The following is a 24,478-nucleotide window of genomic DNA, read 5'->3' on the forward strand; positions in this document are numbered from 1 at the left end:
TCAGGCCTTTTTAGCGCTTTTTAGGACAGCAGATCCGCCAGCGAATCGACCCAGCCATCGGCATCCACCGCGCGCACCGGCTGACCGTGGTTATAGCCGTAGGTGGTCAGCACCACCGGGCAACCCGCAGCCCGCGCGGCCTGGGCGTCGTTGCTGGAGTCACCGACCATCAGCGTGCGCGCTGGCGTGCTGCCCAGCGCTGCGCAGGTTTTGCGCAGCGGCAACGGATCGGGCTTTTTCTTCTCGAAACTGTCACCGCCAAAAATGTGCTCAAAAAACCCATCCAGCCCTTTGGCGCGCAGCAGCGGCAGGGCAAAGGACAGCGGCTTGTTGGTCAGGCACGCCAGGCGCAGGCCAGCACTGCGCAGCGCCTGCAAGCCTTCGGGCACACCGGCATAGACGCTGGCGAACTGGCCGTTGATGCGCAGATAGTGCTGCTGGTAGCGGGGCCAGGCGCGGGCATGGAGCGCTTCAATTTCAATAGCTGATAGCGCTTTCCCTGCTTGGGCTAGAGCATGATTGAGCACTAAATGCAGCAAATGTTCTGAGCCTTTGCCGACCATGTGTGCAATCGCTGGCGCAGCAATGTGCGGCAAGGCCAAGTCGTCCAGCATGTGGTTCAGCGCCTGGGCAAAGTCGCCCATGGTGTCCACCATCGTGCCGTCGAGGTCAATGATGGCGGCGTCCAGCGCCGTACAGTCAAGGGGCAAAGAAATCATGAAAAAAGGCCCATAAAAAAAGGCCCGTATCGGGCCTGGGAAAAAGAAAGAAAAATTATCAAGCCAGCGCGCTGCGCATGGTGTCGATCACACCCTGGTAGGACGGTTTGCCAAAAATCGCACTGCCGGCGACAAAAGTGTCGGCGCCGGCATCGGCAGCATGGCGAATATTGTTTTCTTTGATGCCGCCATCGACTTCGAGGCGAATGTCTTTGCCGCAGGCGTCAATGCGCTTGCGCACCGCCTCGATCTTGCGCAAGGCCGAGTCGATAAAGCTCTGGCCGCCAAAGCCGGGGTTGACGCTCATGATCAAAATCAGGTCGATATCGTCGATCACCCAGTCCAGCACATCCAGCGACGCGGCCGGGTTGAACACCAGACCGGGCTTAACGCCCTGCGCGGCAATCGCCTGGATGCTGCGGTGGACATGCTGCGCGGCATCGGGATGAAAGCTGATGTAGTCAGCGCCGGCCTGGGCAAAAGCCGCCGCCAGCGTATCAACCGGCTGCACCATCAAATGCACGTCAATCGGTACCGCCACGCCAGCCGCGGTGACGGCATGTGGCTTCAAGGCCTGGCAGACCATCGGGCCAAAGGTCAGGTTGGGTACGTAATGGTTGTCCATCACGTCAAAGTGGATCCAGTCGGCGCCAGCATCAATGACACTGCGCACTTCTTCGCCCAGACGGGCGAAATCGGCGGACAAGATAGAGGGGGCGATTCGGTAGGTTCGGCTCATGGCGGCATTGTCGCAGTTACCATCCGCCCATGCCAAAGTACCAGTTTGACGTCGAAGTACAGCCCCAATACCTGCCGGAACACTCGCATGTGTCGGCCCATGTGTTCCGCTTTGCCTACACCATCACCATCACCAACGCCGGCGACATGCCGGCCCAGGTGATCTCGCGCCATTGGGTCATCAGCGACTCCAACGGCCATACCGAAGAAGTCAAGGGCCTGGGCGTGGTCGGGCAGCAGCCCTTGCTCAAACCGGGCGAATCTTTCCAATATTCCAGCGGCTGCCAGCTGCACACGCCCAGCGGCACCATGCACGGCAGTTATTTCTGCATGGCGGAAGACGGCACGCCCTTTACCAGCACCATCCCGCTGTTCATCCTGGAAGCGCAAGACCCCAGCGCCCCCGAGCAGCCCCTGGGCCCCAGGGTGCTGCATTGAGGCGCGCGGGCAGTGAGCTGACGCATCTGCTGACCCAGATCGATGCCCAGGCCGGCGTGGCCGAACGCCATTTGTGGCTGATTGCGCTGCTCGATTGGGTGCGCGGTGGCGGCGACTCCGTGCCGGCCAGCGTGGCCCGGGTGCAACAGCTGCTCGAAGCAGTGGAGGCTGATCCGGAAACGCGCCAGCGCCTGCAGGACTGGTGGGCGGCACTGGTCAATACGGTAGATATCACCCCCTTGCTGGCCGACTTTGGTTTTGCGCCGCGCACCGGCCTGTTCAGCGAACTGACCGAGCGCCTGCGCCGCAAGCTGCTGCCCAGCACCCCGGAGACGCTGGAGGCGTCCGAGCTGTTCACGCTGGCGCTGCCCTACGCTTTTGATGCGCAGTGGCTGATCGCCTTGCCCGAAGACCTGCTCCACCGCTGGGTGGCCGTGCTGGCCCCCGAAGACGCCCACGGCACGCGCTGGCAAAAAACCCTGCTCGACGCCATCACCTACTGCGCCGGGCAGATTTTGTCGACCGGCTTTGCCCCCGAACTGCGCCTGCGCATGAGCGATGCGGCGCGCGAGGCGCAGCCGTTCCATGCACTGATCCGCGACGTCGAAAGCCTGCGCATTGAAGTGCTGCACAGCCTGCGCACCACGGACCGGCTGGAAGAAACCGCGCAGCGCCTGCGCACCCGGCTGGAAGCCTGCCGCAGCGCCGCCGCCAGCGTGTATTTGCACTTTGAGGACAACGGCATCTCGGTCGGCCTGGTATTTCGCCTGCGCCAGCTGCGCACGCGCATCCTGCGGGTGCGCGAGCTGCTCGACTGCGTGCTCTCGCCCACCCCCCACCTGAGCGCGGCGCGCCTGCTGGCGCACCTAGTGCAAGTCGGACAGGAACGGCGCAGCATCCGCGCCCTGCTGTCGAGCAACACCTCGCTGCTGGCCGCCAAGGTGGCCGAGCGCAACGCCGAAACTGGCGAGCACTACATCACGCGCACGCGCAGTGAATACTTCGCCATGGTCGGCAACGCCGCCGGCGGCGGTGCGGTGATGGCGTTCACCACGCTGATCAAATTTGCCCTGTATGCGCTGGCGCTGTCGGCGTTTTGGGGCGGCTTTCTGGCCGGCATCAACTACGCCATCAGCTTTGTACTGGTCCAGATGCTGCACTTCACCGTGGCCACCAAACAGCCGGCCATGACGGCACCGGCCATGGCCGCCAAGCTGAAAGAAATGGACAACGTCGCCGGTGTTGAGGAATTTGTCGACAAGGTGACCTATCTGGTGCGCTCGCAGGTGGCGGCGGTGCTGGGCAATGTGCTGGTGGTGTTCCCGGCCGCGCTGGGGCTGGCGTGGCTGTGGGGCTGGGCCACCGAGGTACCGGTGCTGGACGAAGCCCATGCCCTGCAGGTGCTCGACTCACTGCACCTGCTCGGGCCCTCGCTGCTGTTTGCGGCCTTCACCGGGGTGCTGCTGTTTGCCTCCAGCATCATTGCCGGCTGGACGGAAAACTGGTTTGTGCTGCACCGGCTGGATTCGGCGCTGCGTTACAACCCGCGCATCACTGCCTTTTTGGGTGCCACACGGGCGCAGCGCTGGGCCCACTTCTTACGCCACAACCTGTCGGGGCTGGCAGCCAACATCTCACTCGGCTTCATGTTGGGACTGGTGCCGGCCTTTGCCGCCTTCTTTGGCCTGGGGCTGGAAGTGCGACATGTCACACTGTCTGCCGGCCAGCTGGGGGTTGCTGGTGCCAGCCTGGGGAGCGAAGTGATCCACCAGAGCGCTTTCTGGTGGGCAGTGGCAACCATTCCGCTGCTGGGCGCACTGAACGTGGGCGTGAGTTTCTATCTGGCGTTTCTGGTGGCGCTGCGTGCGCAAAACGTCACGGGTGTCGAGCGCGCACGCATTTACGCGGCCATCCTGGCACGTTTACGCTCGGTACCACGGGAGTTTTTCCTGCCAGGGCGGCAAGTGGCCTGAGCGTAAAAATGCGGGCTGTACCCCACTGTCCTACATACCGTAGATGCAACAGACGGTAAATTCAAACCCTCGCGCCGCGCTAGGGCACGGCACAGGCAGCGCTCACCAAGCGGCCTTTTTTTCTCCTGCGGACTTTGGTCCGTTGACATAACAAGGATGCAATCACATGAATGAAATCCTGACCTTCTGGGCGCAGTGGCTGCGCCCCTCGGCCGGACTACCGACGGTGCAGTGGTCGCTGCTGCTGGCCGCCGCGACCATGGCCGGTTATTTGTGCCAGCGCCACATCGGCTTGCCCAAGGTGGTGGGCTATTCGCTGGTCGGCACTGTCGCCGGTCTGGCCGGCTTCAGTGGCGCACTGTGGCCGCTGCAGGGCATTGGCCTGTTTCTGCTGGAACTGGGTATCTCGCTGGTGCTGTTTGAATGCGGGGCACGCATTCCGCTACGCTGGTTCCGCCACAACCCGATGGTGCTGGTGCAAAGCGTGGCCGAGTCGGCGCTGACATTTTTTGCCGTCTACTGGGTTCTGCTCTGGCTCCAAGTGCCCGAACGCGCCGCCGGCCCGCTGGCGGTGGTGGCGCTGGCAGCTTCGCCCGCCGTGCTGACACGCGTGGTCAACGACACCCGCGCTGCCGGTCCGGTGACCGAGCGCGCCATTGTGCTGGCCACGCTCTCGACGCTGTACGCGCTGACGCTGGGCAGCGCGCAGGCCGAAGTCATCAACCGACCCTCACTCACTCTGCTGGATACCGCCTACCCGGTGATGGTGGTGCTGGGCGTGTCGATTGTCGTGGCGGCGCTGCTGTCGATGGCGCTGCGCTTTGCCCTGCGCTTCATGACCCCGACCAGCGAGAACACTTCCATCCTGCTGCTGGCGCTGATTGCCGCCGGCACTGCTGTGGCCGCGCACTTGGGCGGCTCGGCGCCGCTGGCGGCGCTGCTCGGCGGCATGTTGCTCAAACAACTCAACCCGCGCCCGTGGGCCTGGCCGCGCCAGCTGGGCACGGCGTCTTCGCTGCTGACCATGCTGATGTTCGTGCTGGTGTCCACCGTGGCCGCGCAGGCCGACTGGAGCGGCCCGGTGGCCGGCGTGGTGCTGGCGCTGATCATCGTGCGCCTGCTGGCCAAGGTGATCGGCGTCGGGCTGGGCAATGTCGGCAGTGGCGCCAGCTGGCGCCAGGCGCTGTGGGTCGGCGCAGCAATGACGCCGATGTCGTCGATTGCGCTGCTGCTGGCCTCGCAGTTTGTCGTCGCCTCGCCGTCCACCGGCCACCTGATAGCGCGGGTCGCACTGCCGGCGATTTTGCTGATGGAGGTGCTGGGCGCGGTGATTGCCACCGTGGCCATTTACCGCGCCGGCGAAAGCTCCAAACCCTGGGCGCCTCTGACCACCCACAACAATGGCACAGGAGACAGCCGTGAGTCTTGAATCTTTTAACAAATCCGAACCGCTGACGCTGGGCGTTGAGTTGGAATTGCAACTGGTCAACACCCACGACTACGACTTGGCGCCCTACGCCGAAGACATGCTGCGACTGATGCTCAAGAACCCGCTGGTCGGCAGCGTGGTGCCCGAGATGACCAACAGCATGATTGAAATCTCGACGGACATCTGCCGCTCGTCGAGCGAAGTGCTGGGGCAACTCACCCCCATTCGTGATGCCTTGGTGCGCAGCGCCGACAAGCTCAACATTGCCGTGGTCGGCGGCGGCACACACCCGTTCCAGCAGTGGCACGAGCGGCGCATTTACGACAAGCCGCGCTTTCAGGAGCTGTCGCAGCTGTACGGCTACCTGTCCAAGCAGTTCACCATTTTTGGCCAGCACGTGCACATCGGCTGCCCGGATGCCGACTCGGCGCTGCTGATGCTGCACCGCATGTCGCGCTACATCCCGCACTTCATCGCGCTGTCAGCGTCCAGCCCGTATGTGCAGGGGCACGACACGGCATTTGACTCGGCGCGGCTCAATTCGGTGTTTGCCTTTCCACTGTCCGGGCGCGCGCCCTGCGTGCTGAAGTGGACCGAGTTTGAAAAGTACTTCGACAAGATGACGCACACCGGCGTGGTCAAGAGCATGAAGGATTTTTACTGGGACATCCGCCCCAAGCCCGAGTTTGGCACCATCGAAATCCGGGTTTTTGACACGCCGCTGACCATCGAACGCGCCGCCGCGCTGGCCGGCTTTGTGCAGTCGCTGGGGGCCTGGTTCATGGCCGAACAGCCGTTTGTGCCGCAAGAAGACGATTACCTCGTCTACACCTACAACCGCTTTCAGGCCTGCCGCTTTGGCATGGAAGCGGTCTATGTCGATCCGGCCACCGGCAACCACATGCCGCTGCGCGAGCACATCATGCGCACCATGGACCAGATTGCCGGACACGCGGCGCAGCACGGCGCCTCGGGCGCGCTGCACCTGCTGCGCAGTGAAGCCCACGCCGGCCAGAACGACGCGCGCTGGCTGCGCGAGCGCCAACGCGAAGAACAATTGCTGGCCGAAGTCAGCCGCCAAGCCGCGCTGCGTTTTCGCGGCACGCCGACGTGAGCGGTGCGTGCTGCCTCTAAGCGCCCCTATCTTCTGAACGCGTGGCCATAGCACCGGCTCTGGCCCTGCCCAAGTACGCAGCGTGGGACGGCGTCATAAAACATGCGCATTCGTTCCACGAGCAGCCATCAGCTGTTAAAGCATGTGAATGGCTTTAGTCGCCACCTGCGCATACTGAGAACTGGTGAAGCGGTTATCGCCAATGAAGTGCACCAGACGCGCCTGGTCCAAATCCATCTGTGGCGCCCAATAAGGATATTGCTCAAAAGGCAGCGGCTGTGCACTGGCTGTATTGGCAACGAAGTAATTGGAGGTGAACTGTTCTGTGCCCCAGCTGGCCCAGCACGCTTGGCCCAGTTGTGCCGCCATGAGGCGCGAGAAATGCTCCACCGCCTCGCGTGACAGGGAGCCGCGCGCAAACCCGGCGAAACCGGAGCAGCCCCGGATGTACTGCTTGTCGGACAGCTCGGGCACGCTGTACAGCGCACGTTCAGCCAGCACCTGAACATGCTGGCTTTCAAAGGTCAGCGCCTGGGTACGGGCCTGCTCCGCAGAGATGAAATGGCGGCCCATATGGGTAGAGAGGGTGAAAGAAATGTTGCGGGCCAGCGCCTCGAGCACCATCTCGGGGTTGCGCACCGTGACCGTGTCCGAGTCCAGCTGCACCACGTAATAGTCCTTGGAGGCATCGGCAATGCTCAGGATGCGCTCCCAGGTTCCGCCTGATGGGCAATAGGCATTGGGCACCCGCTTGCGTGGCAGGAACCGCACATTGACCAGATGCTTGACGATCAGTTCTTTATTGCTGGCCGACAGGCTGTCATCCACTACGATGAATATTTCAGGGTGGATGTATTTGGCAAATGTCTTGGCAGCGACCAAATACAGGTAGATGTCGGCGTCGTAGGTCTGGCTCAAGACCGCCAAACCGGAGCTTTTGTCCATTTGGACCGGCGGGGTCTGCAACACCCGGCGTGCCGCCTGGTTGAACAGTTTTTTGTGGATCCTGACAGCCAGTTTGTCAAAAATTCTCATTTCTTTCCTTTGCGCAGGGGTCGAATTGAAAGAGGGACATCCGCCTTGGAATGTACCGGCCCAGGGTCTTCAATTGAAGCGATGGATACCGTTGTACAGCAGTGTTACGCCAGTTTCATCTGCGTTAAAGCACGCTTCTCAAACGGGTCGCCGCAGTGCGGCATGGGCAAAGGCCACAATCGCCCACATGGGTGAATTTGATCTGATTGCACGTTACTTCACGCGCCCAGTGCAGCGCGCTGCTCTGGGCGTGGGCGACGACTGCGCGCTGCTGGCACCTCAGCTTGGAATGCAACTGGCGGTATCGAGCGACATGCTGGTCGAGGGACGGCATTTTTTTGCCGATACCGACGCCGAACGCCTGGGCCACAAGGCGCTGGCCGTGAACCTGTCCGATCTGGCCGCCTGCGGCGCGCGGCCGCTGGCGTTCACGCTGGCACTGGCCCTGCCGCACGTCGATGCGCTGTGGCTGGAGCCCTTTGCGCGCGGGCTACTGGCGCTGGCCGATGCGCACGGCTGCGAGCTGGTCGGCGGCGACACCACGCAAGGGCCCCTGAATATCTGTATCACCGTGTTCGGCGAAGTGCCGCCCGGCCAAGCCCTGCTGCGCAGTGGCGCGCGCGTCGGTGACGACCTCTATGTCAGCGGCACGCTCGGTGATGCGCGCCTGGCGCTGGAAGCCTTGCAAGGGCACATCACGCTGGCACCAGACACCCTGGCCGCCGCACGCCTGCGTCTGGAAGCACCGACACCGCGCGTCGCCCTGGGCCTGGCGCTGCGCGGCGTGGCACACAGCGCGATGGATATCAGCGACGGCCTGCTCGGTGACCTCGGCCACCTGCTGCGCGCCTCGGGCGTGGGGGCCTGTATCGACACCTCCAAAACTATTAATTTAATAGCTGCAGGCGCATATCCTATAAGCGCTATAGGCCAATTTGACACCGAATTGCTGCAGCAGTGCACGCTGGCCGGTGGCGACGACTACGAACTGCTCTTCACCGCTGCGCCACAGCAGCGCAGTGCCGTGGCCGCTGCCGCACGGACCAGCGCCACGCCCGTGACGTGCATCGGCCGCATTGAAGCGGCGCCCGGGCTGCGACTGATCGATGCGCAGGGTCGGGCGGTAACGCAGCGCTACGCCTCGTTCGACCATTTCGCCTGACACGGGCCGCTGCGCCCGGCACGCCTGTGCAGAACGTGCGCACAAACAAGAACAGATTCTCTGCGGCATTCTCACTAGCATGGTCTGCAAGAACGTGTTCACGCCACCACCGCAGGACTGACACCATGCCCAACGCTCCCAGCCCCCACGAGCCCCGCAGCCCGACCCACCTGACCGTGGTGCCCCGACACCCGGCGCCGCATCCGCCTGCTGCGCCATCGCATCCGCATCCGCATCCACGCGCGCCCCTGCCGACACCGCCCGGCCTGAAAGCCGGCCTCGACTGGGCACTGCACCTAGCGCTGGCACCGGCCAAAAGCATCGAACTGACCTGGCTGGCCCAACACCAGGTCAGCGAGATGGTGCGCTATGTCCAGGAGCGGATCGAGGCGGGGCCGAACAAGCAAGCGCGCCATGGCGTGATACCGCCGATCAACGACCGGCGTTTTGTCGCCCCCGAATGGCAGCAGTGGCCGTTCAACCTGCTGCACCAGTCATTTCTGCTGACCACCCAGTGGTGGGAGGCCGCCACACACGGCGTGCCGGGGGTCGATAAGCACCACCAAGACCTGGTGGCCTTTGCCGCGCAGCAATACTTGGACGTTTTTTCCCCCGGCAACCAGTGGCTGACCAACCCGGTGGTGCTGCACCGCACCCTGGAGCAAGGCGGCGCCAATCTGCTGCGCGGCGCCCTGCACGCCTGGGACAATCTACAGCGCCAGCTCAGCCACACGCCTCCGGCAGGCAGTGAAAACTACCGCGTCGGGCGGGACGTCGCCATCACCCCCGGCCAGGTGGTGCTGAAAAACCGCCTGATGGAACTGATCCAGTACGCCCCGAGCACCGCCCAGGTACATCCCGAGCCGATCCTGATCGTGCCGGCATGGATCATGAAGTACTACATCCTGGACCTGTCGCCGCACAACTCGCTGATCCGCTACCTGCGAGACCAAGGCCATACGGTGTTTTGCATCTCGTGGAAAAACCCCGTGGCACACGACCGCCACCTGGGCATGGAGGACTACCTGCAACACGGTTTGGGTGCCGCGCTCGACGCCGTCCATGCCATCGTGCCGCAGCAAAAAACCCATGCTGTCGGCTACTGCCTGGGCGGCACGCTGCTGGCCATGGCCGCCGCCGCCATGGCGCGCGACGGCGACGAGCGCCTGGCCTCGCTGACGCTGCTGGCCACACAGACCGACTTCACCGCGCCGGGGGAACTGAGCCTGTTCATCGATGACGATCAGCTGCGCTGGCTAGAAGCGCAAATGAACCACACCGGCTACCTCAAGGCCAGCCAGATGGCGGGCGCCTTTCAGATGCTGCGCTCGTATGATCTGCTGTGGTCGCGCCTGGTCAATGAATATCTGCTGGGCGAGCGCCCGACCATGAACGACCTGATGGCCTGGAACGCCGACGCCACGCGCATGCCGGCCCGGATGCACTCGCAGTACCTGCGCCGGCTGTTTTTGCACAACGAGCTGAGCCAGGGCCATTACCACGTCCACGGCAAACCCGTGTCGCTGGGCGATCTGCAGCTGCCCACCTTCATGGTCGGCACCGTCACCGACCATGTGGCCCCCTGGCACTCGGTCTATCAGCTGCACCAGTTCAGCCCGGCAGAAATCACCTTCGTGCTCACCAGCGGCGGGCACAACGCCGGGGTCGTCAACCCGCCCGGCAACCCGCACCGCCACTACCAACTGCAGACCCGCCCCGCGCACGGCGCCACCCCTGCGCCCGAAGCATGGCTGGCGAGCGCGCCGCAGACGCCGGACTCCTGGTGGCCAGCCTGGGCGGCGTGGCTACAGGCGCACTCGGGGCCACAGGTGGCACCACCGGCCCTGGGCGCGCCCGACTACCCCCCACTGGCAGCAGCGCCGGGCAGCTACGTACACGCCCCATAACCCCCTGTCCTTCCCACCGGAGTTGCCATGCCCGAGACACCACGCCCTTCCCTGCACCACGACGCGGCGGACAACGACCTCGCCAGCGTGTGCCACCCTGCCAAAGTGCGCGTGCCCCCTGGTAACAACGGTCTGCAGCGCCTGCTAACCCCTGTGCGCCCCCTGGGGCGGGTGCGCATGGTCAGAGGGCCTTCGTGCGCCGTGGCGGTGCTGCTGGCACAGCACGACCAGGCCTCGCCGCCATGAGCGATCTGATCCTGGTTCTCAACTGTGGCTCGTCCAGCATCAAGTTCGCACTGTTTGACACCGGGGTGCAGCCGCTGCCGCGCCAGCCGCTGTGGAACGGCAAGGTGGACGGCATCACTGGCCCTGCCCCGACCTTTGGCGAAACCGGCGTGCCCCCTGGCCTGGTGGTGCTGGACGCGGTGCACCCTTACCACGCCGCGCTGCAGCACATTCGCGCACGGGTGCTGGCGCGCTTGGCGCAGGGGGGACACCACCTCAGCGCCGTAGCGCACCGCGTGGTGCACGGCGGCGCCAAATACGCCGACCCGGTGCGCGTCGATGCGGCGGTGCTGGCTGACCTGCAAACCTACATCCCCCTGGCGCCGCTGCACCAGCCGTTTGCCCTCGAAGCCATTGCCGCGCTGCTACAAAGCAATCCCGAACTACCGCAGGTAGCGTGCTTTGACACCGCCTTTCACCACACCCTGGCCGACGTCGAAAAAATGCTGCCGCTGTCCTGGGATGCCTGGGAGCGCGGCCTGCGCCGCTACGGCTTTCATGGCCTGTCGTACGAATACCTGTCGGTGGCGCTGGCCGAGCGTTACGGCAACGGCGCACGCGGGCGCACGCTCGTCGCCCACCTGGGCAGCGGTGCCAGCCTGTGCGCCCTGGAGAGGCTCAAAAGCGTCGCCACCACCATGGGGTTTTCCGCGCTGGACGGTCTGATGATGGGCACGCGCTGCGGCGCCCTCGACCCCGGCGCGCTGCTGTACCTGATGGAAGTCGAAAAACTCTCGCTCGCCAAAGTGGGCCAACTGCTGTACCACCAGTCGGGGCTGCTCGGCCTCTCCGGCGTATCGTCCGACCCGCGCGAGCTGCTGCCGCTGGAGGCGCAAAACGCCCGCGTGCAAGCCGCGCTGGCGCTGTACGTGCGCCGCATCGTGCGCGAGATCGGCGCGCTGGTCGCAGTGCTGGGCGGGCTTGACCTGCTGGTGTTCACCGCCGGCGTTGGCGAACACAACGCCGTTATCCGCGCGCGTGTCTGTCAAGATGTGGCCTACTTGGGCGTGGCGCTCGAGCCCGATGCCAACACCCGCCACGCCCTGCTGATCAGCCGCAGCGAGAGCCGCGTTGCCGTGGCGGTGGAGCCCACCAACGAAGAATGGATGGCCGCCAGCCACGCCCACGTCCTGCTGAGCACGCCATAGCCGACCAGGGACGACACGGCGCGCGCCAGCACCTCCTAGAATTCGCGCCATGCACAGCCCCTCTGCCGCCGCGCCCACGCAGCACTCAACCGCACCGCCCATCACACGTCCCGGCGTGCGCTTTTTACTCTTGCATCCGGCCCACTGCATCGCCTTGGGCTTTGGCAGTGGCCTGAGCCGCATCGCGCCCGGCACCGTCGGCACGCTGTGGGGCTGGCTGTCGTACGTGTTGCTGCTGCAGCACCTGGACCCGCTGCGCATCGGCGTGGTGATTGTCCTGAGCACCCTGGGCGGCTGGTGGGCCTGCACCGTCACCGCGCAACACATGCGCGTCTCCGACCCCGGCCCCATCGTCTGGGACGAAATCGTCGCCTTCTGGCTGGTGCTGTGGCTGGCCATGCCGATGGGTTTTTGGGGCCAGCTCATCGCCTTTGCGCTGTTCCGCTTTTTTGACGCCGCCAAGCCCGGCCCGGTCGGCTGGGCCGACGGCGTCTTCAAGGGCTTTGGCTGGCGCGGCGGTTGGGGCATTTTGTTTGATGACTTTGTCGCCGCCTTCTGCGCCTTGCTGGTGATCGCTGTCTGGAGGTTCTTCTGGTGACGCCGCCCTCACCCTCAAAAAATGAGCTGTCAGCGCTTATTCCACAAGGGCTTGAGGCCGATTTGACTCAAATTTCAGCGCGGCTGCTGGCGCACGGCTGGATGCTGACCACCGCCGAAAGCTGCACCGGTGGCCTGATCGCCGCGGCCTGCACCGAACGGGCCGGCTCCAGCCAATGGTTTGAGCGCGGCTGGGTCAGCTACTCCAACGCCGCCAAGACCGAGCTGCTGGGGGTGCCGGCGGCACTGATCGACGCACACGGCGCCGTCAGCGAGCCGGTAGTCCGCGCCATGGCCGAAGGCGCGCTGGCCCACGCCCACGCCCAGGTCAGCCTCGCCGTCACCGGCATCGCTGGCCCCACGGGTGGCAGCGCCGACAAACCCGTCGGCACGGTGTGGTTTGGCTGGTGCGTCGCCGGGCAAACCCACAGCCAAGTGCTGCACTTTGCCGGCGACCGCACCGCCGTGCGGCGCGCCACGCTGCACCACGCGCTGGCGCAGCTGACCGGGTGGCTGGTACAACAACCACCCGCAGCCAAAACCCGGGGCCAAAGCACCCCAGCGACCCAGACCCCAACGCAGACCCCAACGCAGATCCTGACCCATACGCTAGAGCATCTGAAAGAGCAGAACCAGACGCTGCAACGGCTGCTGGAAGAACACATCCGGACGCTGGAGAAAAAAGAAACCCTGTACCGCCAGCTGACCGAAGACGCAGAGGACGTACTGTGGCAAACCAACAGCCAACTGCGCATCACCTACATCAGCCCGGCCGACGAACGTCTGCGCGGCTTCAAGGCCGAAGAGGTGCTGGGAAAGCACATTTTCGAGATTTTTACCGACGAGGGCATTGCTATCGTCCAGGAAAAAATTCAAGCCCGCGCGCTGGCAGAAGCGAGCGGTACCACCACCCTTTCTTCGATATTTGAAGTGCAGCACCGCTGCAAGGACGGGCGACTGATATGGGGCGAAGTAGTAGCCAAGCCGGACCGCGACGCACAAGGCACCATCATCGGCTACCACGGCATCACCCGAGAAACGACGCAGCGCAAATTGCTGCAGGACCAGGTGCATGACCTGGCGTTCTACGACCCCCTGACCCAACTGGCCAACCGCCGCCTGCTGATCGACCATCTCACCCAAGCCCTGCTGTCCTGCCAGCGCCAGCGCAGCCAGGGCGCCCTGCTGTTTCTGGATTTGGACAACTTCAAATCCCTCAACGACGCGCACGGCCATGGCGCCGGCGACCTGCTGCTGATCGAAGTGGCGCAGCGTTTGAAAACCTGCGTGCGCGCCATCGACACCGTGGCCCGTTTTGGCGGTGATGAATTTGTGGTGTTGCTGGGCGTCCTCAGCAACGAAGCCAGCGAGGCCGCCACGCAAGCTGGCGCCATTGCCGAAAAAATACGCGCCAGCCTGGCACAGCCCTACCAGATCAGCATCACCCCCGCCCACCAGCAGCCGCCCACGACGGTAGAGCACCGGTGCTCGGCCAGCATTGGCCTGGTGCTGTTTGACGGCAACGACACCGTCCCCAACCAGATCATTGACCAAGCCGATGCCGCTATGTACCAGGCCAAAAAAGACGGCCGTAACCGCGTCTGCGTCCATAGCACCGGCGCTGGGACAACCGAGACGAAACACGGCCGGTAGACGCTGTCGAACTTGGGCCGCGCCAGCCTCACCCCGCGCCAGCCCCCGTCCGCTCCAGCAACACCGCGCTGGCGGCGTTCAGGCCCAGCACCTCCACCGCGCAGCCGTGGTGGCGCAGGCGTTGCACCACTTTGTCCAGCGCGCCAACGGCGGTGATGTCCCAGAAATGGGCGCGCGAGACGTCGATGGTGACACGGCGGTGTTCGGCGCCGAGCACGTCAAAAGCTTCCACAAAAGCGTCGGCCGAGGCAAAGAACACCTGACCGCTGACCAGCCAGGTGCGCGTACCGGCAGCATCGTCATCGGTGCAACGCACCTCCAGCATCTGCGACACCTTGACGGCAAAGAACACACCGCTCAGCAGCACGCCCACTGCTACGCCCGCCGCCAGGTTGTGGCTGGCGAGGGTGACGACCACGGTGGCCAACATGGCGGCGCTGGACAGGCGTGGATGGCGCACCACGGTGCGCAGCGACTTCCAGTCGAAGGTTTCCGCCGACACCATCACCATGATGGCGACCAGCGCAATCACCGGCACCTGCGACACCCAGGATTTCAGCGCCACCATCAGGATCAGCAAAAACACACCGGCAAACAGCGTGGACAGACGCCCGCGCCCGCCGTATTTCACGTTGCCGACCGCCTGGCCAATCATGCCGCAGCCGGCAATGCCGCCAAAGCAGCTGGCGGCGAGGTTGGCCAGTCCCAGGCCGGAGCATTCGCGGTTCTTGTTGCTCGGGGTGTCGGTCAGCTCATCAATCACCGCGGCGGTGAGCACCGATTCAAGCAGACCAACCATGGCAATCGCCAGGGCAGGAAGGGCAATGATTTGCAGGGTCTGTAGCGATAGCGGCACCTCGGGCAAGCCGAACATCGGCAGCGTATCGGGCAACTGACCCAAGTCGGCCACCGTGGGCAGCGCCAAGCCCAGGGCGAAGGACAGCGCACTCAGCGCCAGCACGCAGATCAGCGGCGACGGAATCGCCGTCAGCGCACGCCAGCCGAGCCAGGCACCCAGACGCGGCAGGCCATAAATCAGCACCAATCCCAGCGCCAACATCGCCCAAGTGGCGGTACTGGCACCGCGCAGATGCGGCAGCTGCGCGGAAAAAATCAGCACCGCCAGCGCGTTGACAAAACCGGTGCGCACCGAACTGGAGACAAAGCGCACCAGTACCCCCAGGCGCAGCAGACCAAACAGCACCTGCACCGCGCCCGCCAGCAGCCCGGCGGCGAACAAATATTCCAAGCCGTGCGACTGCACCAGCGGCGCGGCGACCAGCGCCACCGAACCGGCCGCAGCCGACACCATCGCCGGACGCGCGCCGGCAAAGGCAATCACGATGCTGATGACAAACGAGGCAAACAGCCCCACCGACGGATCGACACCGGCGACGAAGGAGAAGGCGATCACCTCGGGGATGAGGGCAAAAGTGGCGACGGCACCGGCCAGCAGTTCGCGCGGAATGCTGGATGCCCATTCAGCGCGCAGACGGGTCAAGAAGGGGGAGTTCATAAAACGACAACGCGCCCGAAGGCGCGTGGAGAAAAAACGGTCAAATCAGCCTCAAACGCCCGCACAGCAAGCGCTGATAGCTATCAAAACAGAAATATCGACGTTCAAGCGCCGCAGCACTTCTTGTATTTTTTGCCACTGCCGCAGCTGCACGGGTCGTTGCGGCCGGGCGCGGGCGCTTTGCGCACGCTTTCGATGCGCGGGCCGAGGCTTTTCCACAGCTGGCGCAAGTCGTACACCGCCCAGATGGCGGCGCCAAAGGCTTCGACGCGGGCGTTGCTGGTGCTGGGTTCGCCGTCTTCGCTGTACATGCAGACTTCGGGCTTGCCGGTGTCGTCTTCGGTCAGGGCGACGATGGCGTCCAGCGCCTCGTCCAGCCAGCCGGCGACTTCCTTGTCGCGTGGCAGCTCCCAGTCTTCGGGCCAGTTTTCGACGGCAAACATAAAGCCCAAGGCCCAGACTTGGGCAAACGAGGGGATGTCCTGGCCGGCCATCTCGGCGCGTTCTGCTTCGGGCAGGCTGGCGATGGCGCCGCGCATGTCCATGACTTCGGGCTCGAAGGTGCGCTCGTCGTCCAGGCGCTCCACCGGCGTATCCAGTGCCTGCACCACTTCGTTCCAGCGCAGCATCCACAGTTCTAAAAACTGCGCCTGCTGGGCCGCATCGGCAAACATCGCCAGCAAGGGCAGGGGCTGGCCCTCAGCCACTTCGGCCGGCTCGCCGTCGCCCAGCAGCATGGGCAGGTATTCACCGGGCGCGATGGCGCGGCGCGAACATACCAGTGCGGTCAGGAAGCCATCGCAAAACTCCCATTGCGGGACTTCTTCGCTGCGCGTGCGCAGGTCTTCCAAGATGTCTTCCAGCGCTTCCAGCTGGTCGGCGCCCAAAGCGGGCGCCAGGGGGGTGCTATCGGTGCTGTCAGCGCTGTCGGGGATATCCGAGGTGCGGTCAGTCATGGGGATTCCAGTCGTCAGTCAAAGGCTTTTATGATGCCCGGGCGGCGCACAGCACAAACCGGCTGTGGCGGGCGGGAACGGCGTGCAAGTGTAGCCCCGCAGGCCTTGCTGCCCCGGCCTTTTTCCCCCTGACCCGGCGCTTTGGGAGGCTTTCCACCATGCCCTGTGATTGTTCCCGACGCTGCTTTCCTGTCCCGCATTCCCCACGCTGCGCTAGCGCAGTGGCACCATGATCCTGATGCCCCCCACCGCACCCGTGTTCGCCTACGCATCCGACTACGCCGCCTTTCTGCGCCAGCACTTGGCACAGCAGCCGTCCAACGTGGCCAGTTATCCATGGAAGGGGGAACAGCTGTGGCTGAAAAAAGCCGGCCCGCGCCATGGCATGTGGCGCTACCACCTGCTGGGCACGCTGGCGCGCCTGGCACGTCTGCCGGTGCTGCGCCCGGTGCCCAACCGGGGCGGCGCCCAGGCCATTGCCACCGAGGCGCGGCGCCTGCACGACCTGGCCGCGCGCGGCCTGCGCGTGCCCGCCGTGCTGGCGCTGCAGTCCGAAGGATTGCTGCTGCGCCACCTGGGCGTGCCCGGCCAGCCCACGCCGTCGCTGGCGCAAGAGATCAGGTCGGCAGTGCCGCACGGCAGCGCACCGGTGCTGGCGCTGTGGGCACAAGGCCTGCAGGCACTGCAGCATGTCCACGCCACCGGCACCAGTTTGAGCCAGGCTTTTGCACGCAATCTGGTGCGCTGTCCGGATGGCGTGGTCGGCTATATCGATTTTGAAGACGACCCGACACGCACCCTGCCGCTGGTGCATTGCCAGGCGCGTGATGTCCTGTGCTATGTGCATTCAACGGCGCTGTATTTGCAGGACAGCGGCGCCACCGAAGGCGCCCGCACCGTGCTGGCCGACTGGCGGGTGCAGTGCAGCCCGGGCCTGCAAAGCACACTGACCGACAGCATCGCCCGCCTGGACTGGGTGCGCCACCTGCCCGCCTCACGCCGCCTGGGACGCGACCTGCAACGCGCCCGGGCCGCCTACGATGTGCTGCAGCGGTGCTGAGGGTCAAATCAGCCGCAAACGCTTGCTGCGTTTGCGCTTCAAGCTATTAAATGAGTATTTTTAATCGTCCCAGCACGGCGCTGGTTCGTCACGCAGACTGCGCCGCAGCATGGCGTGGTCGGGCACCACGGTGGCGACGGTGCGCCAGAAGTCCGCACTGTGGTTCATCTCGCGCAGGTGCGACAACTCGTGTGCCACGACGTAATCAATGATGGCCGGGCGGTAGTGCAGCAGGCGCCAGTTCAGGCGAATCGACCCATCGGATTTGGCGCTGCCCCAGCGCGTTTGGGCGCTGGACAGGCGCAGGCTGCGCCACTGCACGTCCAGCAGCGGCGCAAAGTGGTTCAGCCGGGCGGTGAAGTGCGCCTGCGCCTGGCGCATCAGCCAGGCTTGCACGGTGTCGCGCAGCTGCGCGGCACTGGCGTGGGCCGGCAGGCCGATGCGCAGCGTGGCGGGCTCCCCTCTGCCCTCGTCAGCGTCCTGCAACGTCCCGGTCAGCGGCTGACGGGCATCCAGGCGCATGTGCAGCGGTGCGCCCAGGTAGGGCAGCACGGCGCCATCGCGCCAGTCGATGCGGGCCTGCGCCTGGCGCTGCTGCCGCACCCGGGCCTGGGCCAGCTTGCGCACGATCCAGTCGGCTTTGAGCCGCAGCGCGGCCTCCACCGATGCCAACGTGGCGCCCCAGGGGGCGCGCACCGCCAGCCCGTCGGCACTCACCAAGAAACCCATGCTGCGCCGGCGCGCACGTACCAGCACATAAGCCACCACGGCGCCTGGCAGCAGCAGCTCGCGGTTGGCTTGCGGGTGGCGAAATTCAACCGGTGCTAGGCACTCGTGCAACAGCAGCGGGGACAAGAGCGCAGTTCCCCATCACCCCGCGCCAGCGGGCAAGGCCGCCGCAGACGCCAGCAGGTAGGCGACGGCAGCGGCCAGATCGGCGTGCCGGTGCGTGCCAGCCGGCAGCGACAGCGCCGGGTCGATAGCGGCGCCTTGGCCGCTATCGACCAAGTGCAGCTGCGCGCCGATGGCCGCGCCCGCCTGCAGGTGCGCGGCGCAGCTGCCGATCACTGGCACGGTGCGCGGGTCAACGCGGTAGCGCTCACAAATCTGCTCCATCAAACCAGGGGCTGGCTTGCGGCAGTTGCAGGCATCGGCGGCGGTGTGCGGGCAATAAAAAATGGCGTCAAGGCGTCCGCCCAGAGCCGCCAACTGCTTGTGCATCAATGCATGGATGGCGTTGAGCGTGGTGACATCAAACAGACCGCGCCCCAGACCAGACTGGTTGGTGGCCAGCACCACGCGCCAGCCGGCATGGTTCAGGCTGGCAATGGCTTGCAGGGCGCCCGGCACCGGCACCCACTCCTCCACGCTAGAGATGAAGGCCTCTTCATCGGCCAGGGAATTGATGGTGCCGTCGCGGTCGAGGATGACGAGTTTCATGGCGCGATTATTGGGGTAAAGCGCCGACTTGGATAAAAGCCGGTGCCGGTAATGCAGTCGGCAGCAGCTGCCAGCCGGTGACAAACAGCCCGCTGCTGCGCCCGCGCACCCACTGCAACAGCAAGACCTGGCCGGGGCGCCACTGCGCTGCTTGCGGGTCATCGATCAACACTTGCTGCGGCCCGTCCAGGCCCGTCACCTGGACGATGAGTTGCGTGCCCCCGGCGGTGCGCGCGCTGGGCGGTGTGAAGTGGCTGCCCAGCACCTCGGCCGCCACGGGCGGGAGCGATTGCGCGCCTTGCAGATTCAAGTGATGCCACCCCAGTGCACCGGCGCCAGCCACGCACAGCACCAGCCACAGCGCCAAGCCAGCGCGCTGCACCGGGCGCCAGCCCCAGCGCCGGCCCGCCCAGCGCGTGGCCAGAAGGGCGATGCACAGCGCCACTACGCCCCACAGCAGCGGTGCCAGCACCGTCAGGGCATCGCGCGGCGGCGCGAACGGCGTGAGCGGCAACAGCGGCGTTTGCAAGCGGCGGTCGCTTTGCCATTGCAGCAGCCAGCGCAGCCCTACCAGCGCCGCCGGCGGCGCAAACAGCAGCCACGCCGTGCGCTGCGCGCTGGGCGCGGGAGAAGTAGCAGTTTCTTGCACCACAGACGTTTTAAGCCGCCAAGCGCGACAAATCGGCCACGCGGTTCATGGCGTTGTGCAGCACCGTCAGCAGGCCCTGGCGGTTCAGGCGCAAATCGAGCTGCTCGGCGTTGACCATCACATCGTCAAAAAACGCATCGACTGGCGCGCGCAGCACCGCCAGGGTTTGCAGGCTGGCGGTGTAGTCGCCGGCTGCAAACTGTGCATTGGCTTCGGGCACAAAGCGCTGCAGCGCAGCAAACAGATCTTGCTCGGCCTGCTCTTGCAGCAGGTCGGGGTTGACGTGGGCATCGACCGCACCGGCTTTTTTCAGGATATTGCCAACGCGCTTGTTGGCGGCGGCCAAGGCCGGCGCCTCGGGCAAAGCGGCAAAGGCGCGCACCGCCGCCAATTGCTTTTGCACCAGCGACAGCCGTTGTGGACGCAGTGCCAGCACGGCATCGACCTCTTGCGCGCTGTAGCCCTGCTCGCGCAGGCTGCCGGCGAGGCGGTCGTAGATGAAATCGGCCAGTGCCGCTAACGCAGCGGGCGCGTCTTCAATCTTGTCGCCAAACGCGGGCGCGGCGCTGGCCAGCAGGGCCGTGACGTCCAGTGGCAGGTCTTTTTCCACCAACATGCGAATCACGCCCAGCGCGTGGCGGCGCAGCGCAAACGGGTCGCGGTCGCCGGTGGGCAGGTTGCCAATGCCGAACATGCCGACCAGGGTTTCCAGCTTGTCGGCCAGCGCCACCACCATGCCGACATTTTGGCGCGGCAGGGTGTCCCCGGCAAAACGCGGCTTGTAGTGGTCTTCAATGGCAAAGGCGACATCGTCGGGCAGACCGTCGTTGACGGCGTAATAACCGCCCATCACGCCTTGCAGCTCCGGGAACTCGCCCACCATATCGGTGAGCAAATCGGTCTTGGCCAGCAGCGCGGCGTTGTCCACACAGGTCAGCAGGTAGTCCTGCACAATCTCGGCGTCCTGCGTGCCGTCCACTTGGTGGCGCTCGGCCAGCGCCTCGAACAAAGGCACCGCAATGGCGTGGGCGATGGCGCGTACACGCTTCACGCGCTCGCCCTGGGTGCCCAATTTGTTGTGATAAACGACTTTATCGAGTTGTTCAACGCGGCTGTGCAGCGTCTTTTTGCGGTCTTGGTCGAAAAAGAATTTGGCATCGGCCAGGCGCGGGCGCACCACGCGCTCGTTGCCGCCAATCACCAGGCTCGCGTCATCCGGCGTGATGTTGCTGACCACCAAGAACTGGTGCGTCAACTGGCCGTCGGCGTCCAGCAGCGGGAAGTATTTTTGATTGGCCTTCATCGTCAAAATCAGGCACTCGGGCGGCACGCCCAAGAACTCTTTTTCAAACGCGCAGGTCAGCACATTCGGCCGTTCCACCAGCGCCGTCACTTCGTCCAGCAGCGCGGCGTCGTCAATCGGGCGCACGCCGTTGCCGATCTGGGCGGCGGCGGCGGTCAGCTGGCGCACGATGTCAGCGCGGCGCTCGGTGAACGAGGCAATCACTGCGCCTTCATTGGCCAACTGACCGGCGTAGCTGTCGGCATCGCGCAGCACCACCGGCGACACCGTGGCTTCAAAGCGGTGGCCTTGGGTTTGGTTGCTGGCGCTCAATCCCAGCGCCTTGACTGGCACCACGGTAGCGCCGTGCAGCGCCACCAAGCCGTGTGCCGGGCGCACAAAGTGCACGCTGCTCCAGCCGGGCTGCTCGCAGTTGCTTTGCAGCTGGTAGTTCATCACCTTGGGAATCGGCAGCTTGGCCAGTGCTTCAAGCAGGGCCTTTTGCAGGCCGTCTTGCAGGCTGGCGCCGGGCTGGACGCTGTTGTAGAACAGCGCTTCGGCCTTGCCGTCCGGGGCGCGTTGCAGCGCCGCGACCAGCGCGACAGCGTCGGACACATCGGCACCGAGGGCGGCCAGCTTTTTCAGCAGCGCCGGACTGGCGTTGCCGCTGGCGTCCAGGCCGACGGCGACGGGCATCAGCTTTTGCTGCACCGTGCGGTCGGCGGCGCGCGCAGCGACAGCGGTGATGTGCGCAGCCAAACGGCGCGGCGTGGCGTAGGCCGTCACCACCGAGGCGGCGGTCGCCAAGCCTTGGACCTGGAGTTGCTCGGCCAGCACGTTGGCAAAGGCCTCACCGAGTTTTTGCAACACCTTGGGCGGCAGTTCTTCAACAAACAGTTCAACGAGAAGATTTTGGGTGGTCATGTGTGTGTCTCTTACTGCGCTTCAGGCGGCTTTTTTCTGGGCGGTCTGTGCGGACTGCGCTTTGGCCAGCTCGGCCAGCACTTCGTCGGCCCAGGCGCGTGGCGCCATCGGAAAGCCCAAGCGTGCGCGGCTGTCGAGGTAGCTTTTGGCCACGGCGCGCGCCATGTTGCGGATGCGGCCAATGTAGGCAGCGCGCTCGGTGACAGAAATCGCACCGCGTGCGTCCAGCAGGTTGAAGCTGTGCGCAGCCTTCAAAACTTGCTCGTAGGCCGGCAACGCCAGTTGTTCGGCAATCAGGTGCTGCGCTTGCTTTTCGTGCGCGGCAAAGGCGGTGAACAAGAAATCGGCATCGGCGTGCTCAAAGTTGTAGGTCGATTGCTCGACCTCGTTTTGCTTGTAGACGTCGCCGTAAGTCAGCTTCGTGCCATCGGCGCCTTCCGTCCACACCAGGTTGTAGACGTTGTCCACGCCTTGCAGGTACATCGCCAAGCGCTCTAGGCCGTAGGTGATTTCGCCGGTCGCCGGTTTGCAGTCGATGCCGCCGACCTGCTGGAAATAGGTGAACTGTGTCACTTCCATGCCGTTCAGCCAAACCTCCCAGCCCAAGCCCCACGCGCCCAGCGTTGGGTTTTCCCAGTCGTCTTCGACGAAGCGGATGTCGTTCTTTTTCAAATCGAAGCCAAGCGCTTCGAGGCTGCCTAAATACAGCTCCAAGATGTTGGCCGGCGCGGGTTTCAGCACCACTTGGTATTGGTAGTAATGCTGCAAACGGTTGGGGTTTTCGCCGTAGCGGCCATCCTTGGGACGGCGGCTGGGCTGGACGTAGGCGGCCTTCCACGGCTCGGGGCCGATGGCGCGCAAAAAGGTCGCGGTGTGCGAGGTGCCGGCGCCGACTTCCATGTCGTAAGGCTGCAAAAGTGCGCAGCCCTGGGCGTCCCAGTAGGTCTGCAGTTTCAGGATGATTTGTTGGAATGTGAGCATGGCTTTTTCAGGACACGCGCCAGGCCAATCCTGGGCGGACAGTAAAGGAGCGCGCAGCGCGCGCAAAAAGAGATTTTAAGGGGCACCTGCGGCGAGAGATTCTGGGGACAAGGGCAGCGCCCACAAATCAAAATTAATAGCTAGCACCGCACGCATCTAAACACTTTTAATCACTAAATCATCTAAAACCCTTTAAATACGTGCGGTAGTAGCTCACTTTTTAATATAGCTAGAGCACTCTGTCGGGTTACGCCCTTTGGGCTAACCCGACCTACGAATAAAGCCTGCAGCACCGCGCATCCCTAAAATGCCCACCACCCCAGCCACACCCCACGGAGCACCGCATGAGTCTGATGAATTTCATTACTAAGCAACTAATTGAAGTCATCGAGTGGACGGACGACTCGCGCGATACGCTGTCGTACCGCTGGCCCGACGAGGACAAGGAAATCAAAAACGGCGCACAACTCATCGTGCGCGAGTCGCAGCAGGTGCAGTTTGTCTCTGCCGGCCAGTTTGCTGACCTGTTCCAGCCCGGCAAGTACAGCCTGACCACCGAAAATATCCCCCTCCTGTCCACCCTGCGCGGCTGGAAATACGGCTTCCAGTCGCCCTTCAAATGCGACGTGTATTACCTCAATACACGCCTGTTCACCGGCAACAAATGGGGCACCTCCAACCCGGTGATGATGCGCGACAAGGACTTTGGCGTGGTGCGCCTGCGCGCCTTTGGCTCCTACGATTTCCGCATTGTCGAAGCGCCCAAGTTCTTGAAAGAAGTCGCTGGCACCGACCAAAATTTCCGCCTCGACGAGTTTGCCGACACCATGCGCTCGCGCATCGTCAGCGTGTTTACCGAAGCCTTGGCGCGCGCCCAGGTCCCGGCGCTGGACGTGGCCACGCGCTACTCGGAAATGGGTGAGGCGCTGCTGCAGCTGATCAACCCGGCCATGCGCGAGAAGTACGGCCTGGAGATCACCACCTTCCTGCTGGAAAACGTCTCGGTGCCACCCGAGGTCGAGCAGGCCATCGACAAGCGCTCTAGCATGGGCGTGATTGGCAACCTGAACGATTACGTCAAATACCAGATGGGCCAGGCCATGACCGCTGGCGGTGACGCCAGCACTGCCGCCACCCTGCCGGCCACCATGGCTATGGGCTTTGGCATGGCGCAAGAGATGATGCGCAGCATGCAGTCCGGTGGCCAAGGCCAAGCGGCAGGTAGTTCGGCGCCGCACGACCCATTCGCGCCCCCAGCCGCCAGCGCACCGGCGCCAGCCGCTGCACCTGCCAGCGCGGCCCCGCAAGTGCTGACGCCGGCCCAAGCCGCGCAGGCGCTGGGCGTATCGGAAGCAGACGTCATGACCGAGATCACCGCTGGCAACCTGAAGGCTCGCCAAATTGGCAGCCAGTGGCGCATTGCGCAAAGCGCGCTGGACGAGTTTTTGCGCGGATAAAACGCAGCTACGCTA

Annotated in this window: 22 protein-coding genes and 1 pseudogene; 13 read left to right on the forward strand and 10 right to left on the reverse strand. The window is 64.4% G+C overall.

Annotation, left to right across the window (positions count from 1 at the left end; genetic code table 11):
- Positions 1-20: 20 nt before the first annotated feature.
- The gene (gph, locus tag Q390_RS0101575) at positions 21-719 is read right to left on the reverse strand and encodes a phosphoglycolate phosphatase (protein ID WP_027994498.1); all 699 of its coding nucleotides are present in this window, start codon (positions 717-719) and stop codon (positions 21-23) included.
- Between the two features lie 58 nt (positions 720-777).
- Positions 778-1,458 carry a ribulose-phosphate 3-epimerase gene (gene rpe, locus Q390_RS0101580; protein WP_027994499.1) on the reverse strand — a complete coding sequence of 227 codons (681 nt, stop codon included), beginning with the start codon at positions 1,456-1,458 and terminating at the stop codon, positions 778-780.
- Between the two features lie 29 nt (positions 1,459-1,487).
- Between rpe and apaG the strand changes: the two genes are divergently transcribed.
- The 4 genes from apaG to Q390_RS0101600 all read left to right on the forward strand — a co-directional run bounded on the left by apaG (position 1,488) and on the right by Q390_RS0101600 (position 6,411).
- Positions 1,488-1,895: a Co2+/Mg2+ efflux protein ApaG gene (gene apaG / locus Q390_RS0101585; RefSeq protein WP_027994500.1), complete on the forward strand. Its 408-nt coding sequence runs from the start codon at positions 1,488-1,490 to the stop codon at positions 1,893-1,895.
- Positions 1,892-3,868: a site-specific recombinase gene (locus Q390_RS0101590; RefSeq protein WP_027994501.1), complete on the forward strand. Its 1,977-nt coding sequence runs from the start codon at positions 1,892-1,894 to the stop codon at positions 3,866-3,868. Before apaG ends, Q390_RS0101590 begins: the two co-directional genes overlap by 4 nt.
- Before the next feature lie 166 nt (positions 3,869-4,034).
- Entirely contained in the window at positions 4,035-5,297 is a 1,263-nt protein-coding gene (locus Q390_RS0101595) for a cation:proton antiporter (RefSeq protein WP_027994502.1), read from the forward strand.
- Positions 5,287-6,411, forward strand: a complete 1,125-nt coding sequence (locus Q390_RS0101600; RefSeq protein ID WP_027994503.1) for a YbdK family carboxylate-amine ligase — start codon at positions 5,287-5,289, stop codon at positions 6,409-6,411. Before Q390_RS0101595 ends, Q390_RS0101600 begins: the two co-directional genes overlap by 11 nt.
- 135 nt (positions 6,412-6,546) lie before the next feature.
- On the opposite strand, the gene Q390_RS0101605 is transcribed toward Q390_RS0101600, so the two are convergent.
- On the reverse strand, positions 6,547-7,446 hold the full coding sequence (locus Q390_RS0101605) for a Vpr/Vpx protein (protein ID WP_027994504.1): 900 nt from the start codon (positions 7,444-7,446) through the stop codon (positions 6,547-6,549).
- A 187-nt stretch (positions 7,447-7,633) separates the two neighbouring features.
- Here Q390_RS0101605 and thiL point away from each other — a divergent pair, with 187 nt between their 5' ends.
- The 7 genes and pseudogenes from thiL to Q390_RS20240 all read left to right on the forward strand — a co-directional run bounded on the left by thiL (position 7,634) and on the right by Q390_RS20240 (position 14,198).
- Positions 7,634-8,608, forward strand: a complete 975-nt coding sequence (gene thiL, locus Q390_RS0101610) for a thiamine-phosphate kinase (RefSeq protein WP_027994505.1) — start codon at positions 7,634-7,636, stop codon at positions 8,606-8,608.
- A gap of 125 nt (positions 8,609-8,733) precedes the next feature.
- Positions 8,734-10,515: a PHA/PHB synthase family protein gene (locus tag Q390_RS17205; protein ID WP_084153712.1), complete on the forward strand. Its 1,782-nt coding sequence runs from the start codon at positions 8,734-8,736 to the stop codon at positions 10,513-10,515.
- A gap of 27 nt (positions 10,516-10,542) precedes the next feature.
- Positions 10,543-10,761: a hypothetical protein gene (locus tag Q390_RS0101620; RefSeq protein WP_027994506.1), complete on the forward strand. Its 219-nt coding sequence runs from the start codon at positions 10,543-10,545 to the stop codon at positions 10,759-10,761.
- Positions 10,758-11,948, forward strand: coding sequence for an acetate/propionate family kinase (locus tag Q390_RS0101625; protein ID WP_027994507.1), 1,191 nt, complete (start codon positions 10,758-10,760; stop codon positions 11,946-11,948). The genes Q390_RS0101620 and Q390_RS0101625 overlap by 4 nt, the downstream gene beginning before the upstream one ends.
- A gap of 49 nt (positions 11,949-11,997) precedes the next feature.
- Positions 11,998-12,546, forward strand: coding sequence for a phosphatidylglycerophosphatase A family protein (locus tag Q390_RS0101630; RefSeq protein WP_051602977.1), 549 nt, complete (start codon positions 11,998-12,000; stop codon positions 12,544-12,546).
- A 101-nt stretch (positions 12,547-12,647) separates the two neighbouring features.
- Positions 12,648-13,061 (forward strand): annotated as a pseudogene (locus Q390_RS20235) (CinA family protein); the annotation flags it as partial.
- 102 nt (positions 13,062-13,163) lie between these two features.
- On the forward strand, positions 13,164-14,198 hold the full coding sequence (locus Q390_RS20240; RefSeq protein ID WP_342666075.1) for a diguanylate cyclase domain-containing protein: 1,035 nt from the start codon (positions 13,164-13,166) through the stop codon (positions 14,196-14,198).
- A gap of 28 nt (positions 14,199-14,226) precedes the next feature.
- Here Q390_RS20240 and Q390_RS0101640 read toward each other — a convergent pair whose 3' ends face one another.
- On the reverse strand, positions 14,227-15,714 hold the full coding sequence (locus Q390_RS0101640; RefSeq protein WP_027994509.1) for a SulP family inorganic anion transporter: 1,488 nt from the start codon (positions 15,712-15,714) through the stop codon (positions 14,227-14,229).
- A 104-nt stretch (positions 15,715-15,818) separates the two neighbouring features.
- Positions 15,819-16,670: a YecA/YgfB family protein gene (locus Q390_RS0101645; RefSeq protein ID WP_027994510.1), complete on the reverse strand. Its 852-nt coding sequence runs from the start codon at positions 16,668-16,670 to the stop codon at positions 15,819-15,821.
- Positions 16,671-16,899: 229 nt separating this feature from the next.
- On the opposite strand from Q390_RS0101645, the gene Q390_RS0101650 reads away from it, so the two are divergent.
- Positions 16,900-17,730 (forward strand): BUD32 family EKC/KEOPS complex subunit, encoded by an 831-nt coding sequence (locus Q390_RS0101650; protein WP_027994511.1) that lies wholly within the window; start codon positions 16,900-16,902, stop codon positions 17,728-17,730.
- Between the two features lie 60 nt (positions 17,731-17,790).
- Here the strand turns inward: Q390_RS0101650 and Q390_RS17215 are convergent, their stop codons facing one another.
- From Q390_RS17215 to glyQ, 5 genes are read right to left on the reverse strand one after another with little or no spacing between them, the layout of a single operon-like run.
- Positions 17,791-18,585: a M48 family metallopeptidase gene (locus Q390_RS17215; protein WP_051602978.1), complete on the reverse strand. Its 795-nt coding sequence runs from the start codon at positions 18,583-18,585 to the stop codon at positions 17,791-17,793.
- A 15-nt stretch (positions 18,586-18,600) separates the two neighbouring features.
- Positions 18,601-19,170: a D-glycero-beta-D-manno-heptose 1,7-bisphosphate 7-phosphatase gene (gmhB, locus tag Q390_RS0101660; RefSeq protein WP_027994512.1), complete on the reverse strand. Its 570-nt coding sequence runs from the start codon at positions 19,168-19,170 to the stop codon at positions 18,601-18,603.
- A gap of 7 nt (positions 19,171-19,177) precedes the next feature.
- Positions 19,178-19,819, reverse strand: coding sequence for a hypothetical protein (locus tag Q390_RS0101665; RefSeq protein ID WP_027994513.1), 642 nt, complete (start codon positions 19,817-19,819; stop codon positions 19,178-19,180).
- 10 nt (positions 19,820-19,829) lie between these two features.
- Entirely contained in the window at positions 19,830-22,025 is a 2,196-nt protein-coding gene (gene glyS / locus Q390_RS0101670; protein WP_027994514.1) for a glycine--tRNA ligase subunit beta, read from the reverse strand.
- Between the two features lie 21 nt (positions 22,026-22,046).
- Entirely contained in the window at positions 22,047-23,006 is a 960-nt protein-coding gene (gene glyQ / locus Q390_RS0101675) for a glycine--tRNA ligase subunit alpha (RefSeq protein ID WP_027994515.1), read from the reverse strand.
- A 344-nt stretch (positions 23,007-23,350) separates the two neighbouring features.
- Between glyQ and Q390_RS0101680 the strand changes: the two genes are divergently transcribed.
- On the forward strand, positions 23,351-24,463 hold the full coding sequence (locus tag Q390_RS0101680; protein WP_027994516.1) for an SPFH and helix-turn-helix domain-containing protein: 1,113 nt from the start codon (positions 23,351-23,353) through the stop codon (positions 24,461-24,463).
- The last annotated feature ends 15 nt before the right edge of the window (positions 24,464-24,478 follow it).

The organism is Simplicispira psychrophila DSM 11588, assembly GCF_000688255.1.
Taxonomy (GTDB): Bacteria; Pseudomonadota; Gammaproteobacteria; order Burkholderiales; family Burkholderiaceae_C; genus Simplicispira; species Simplicispira psychrophila.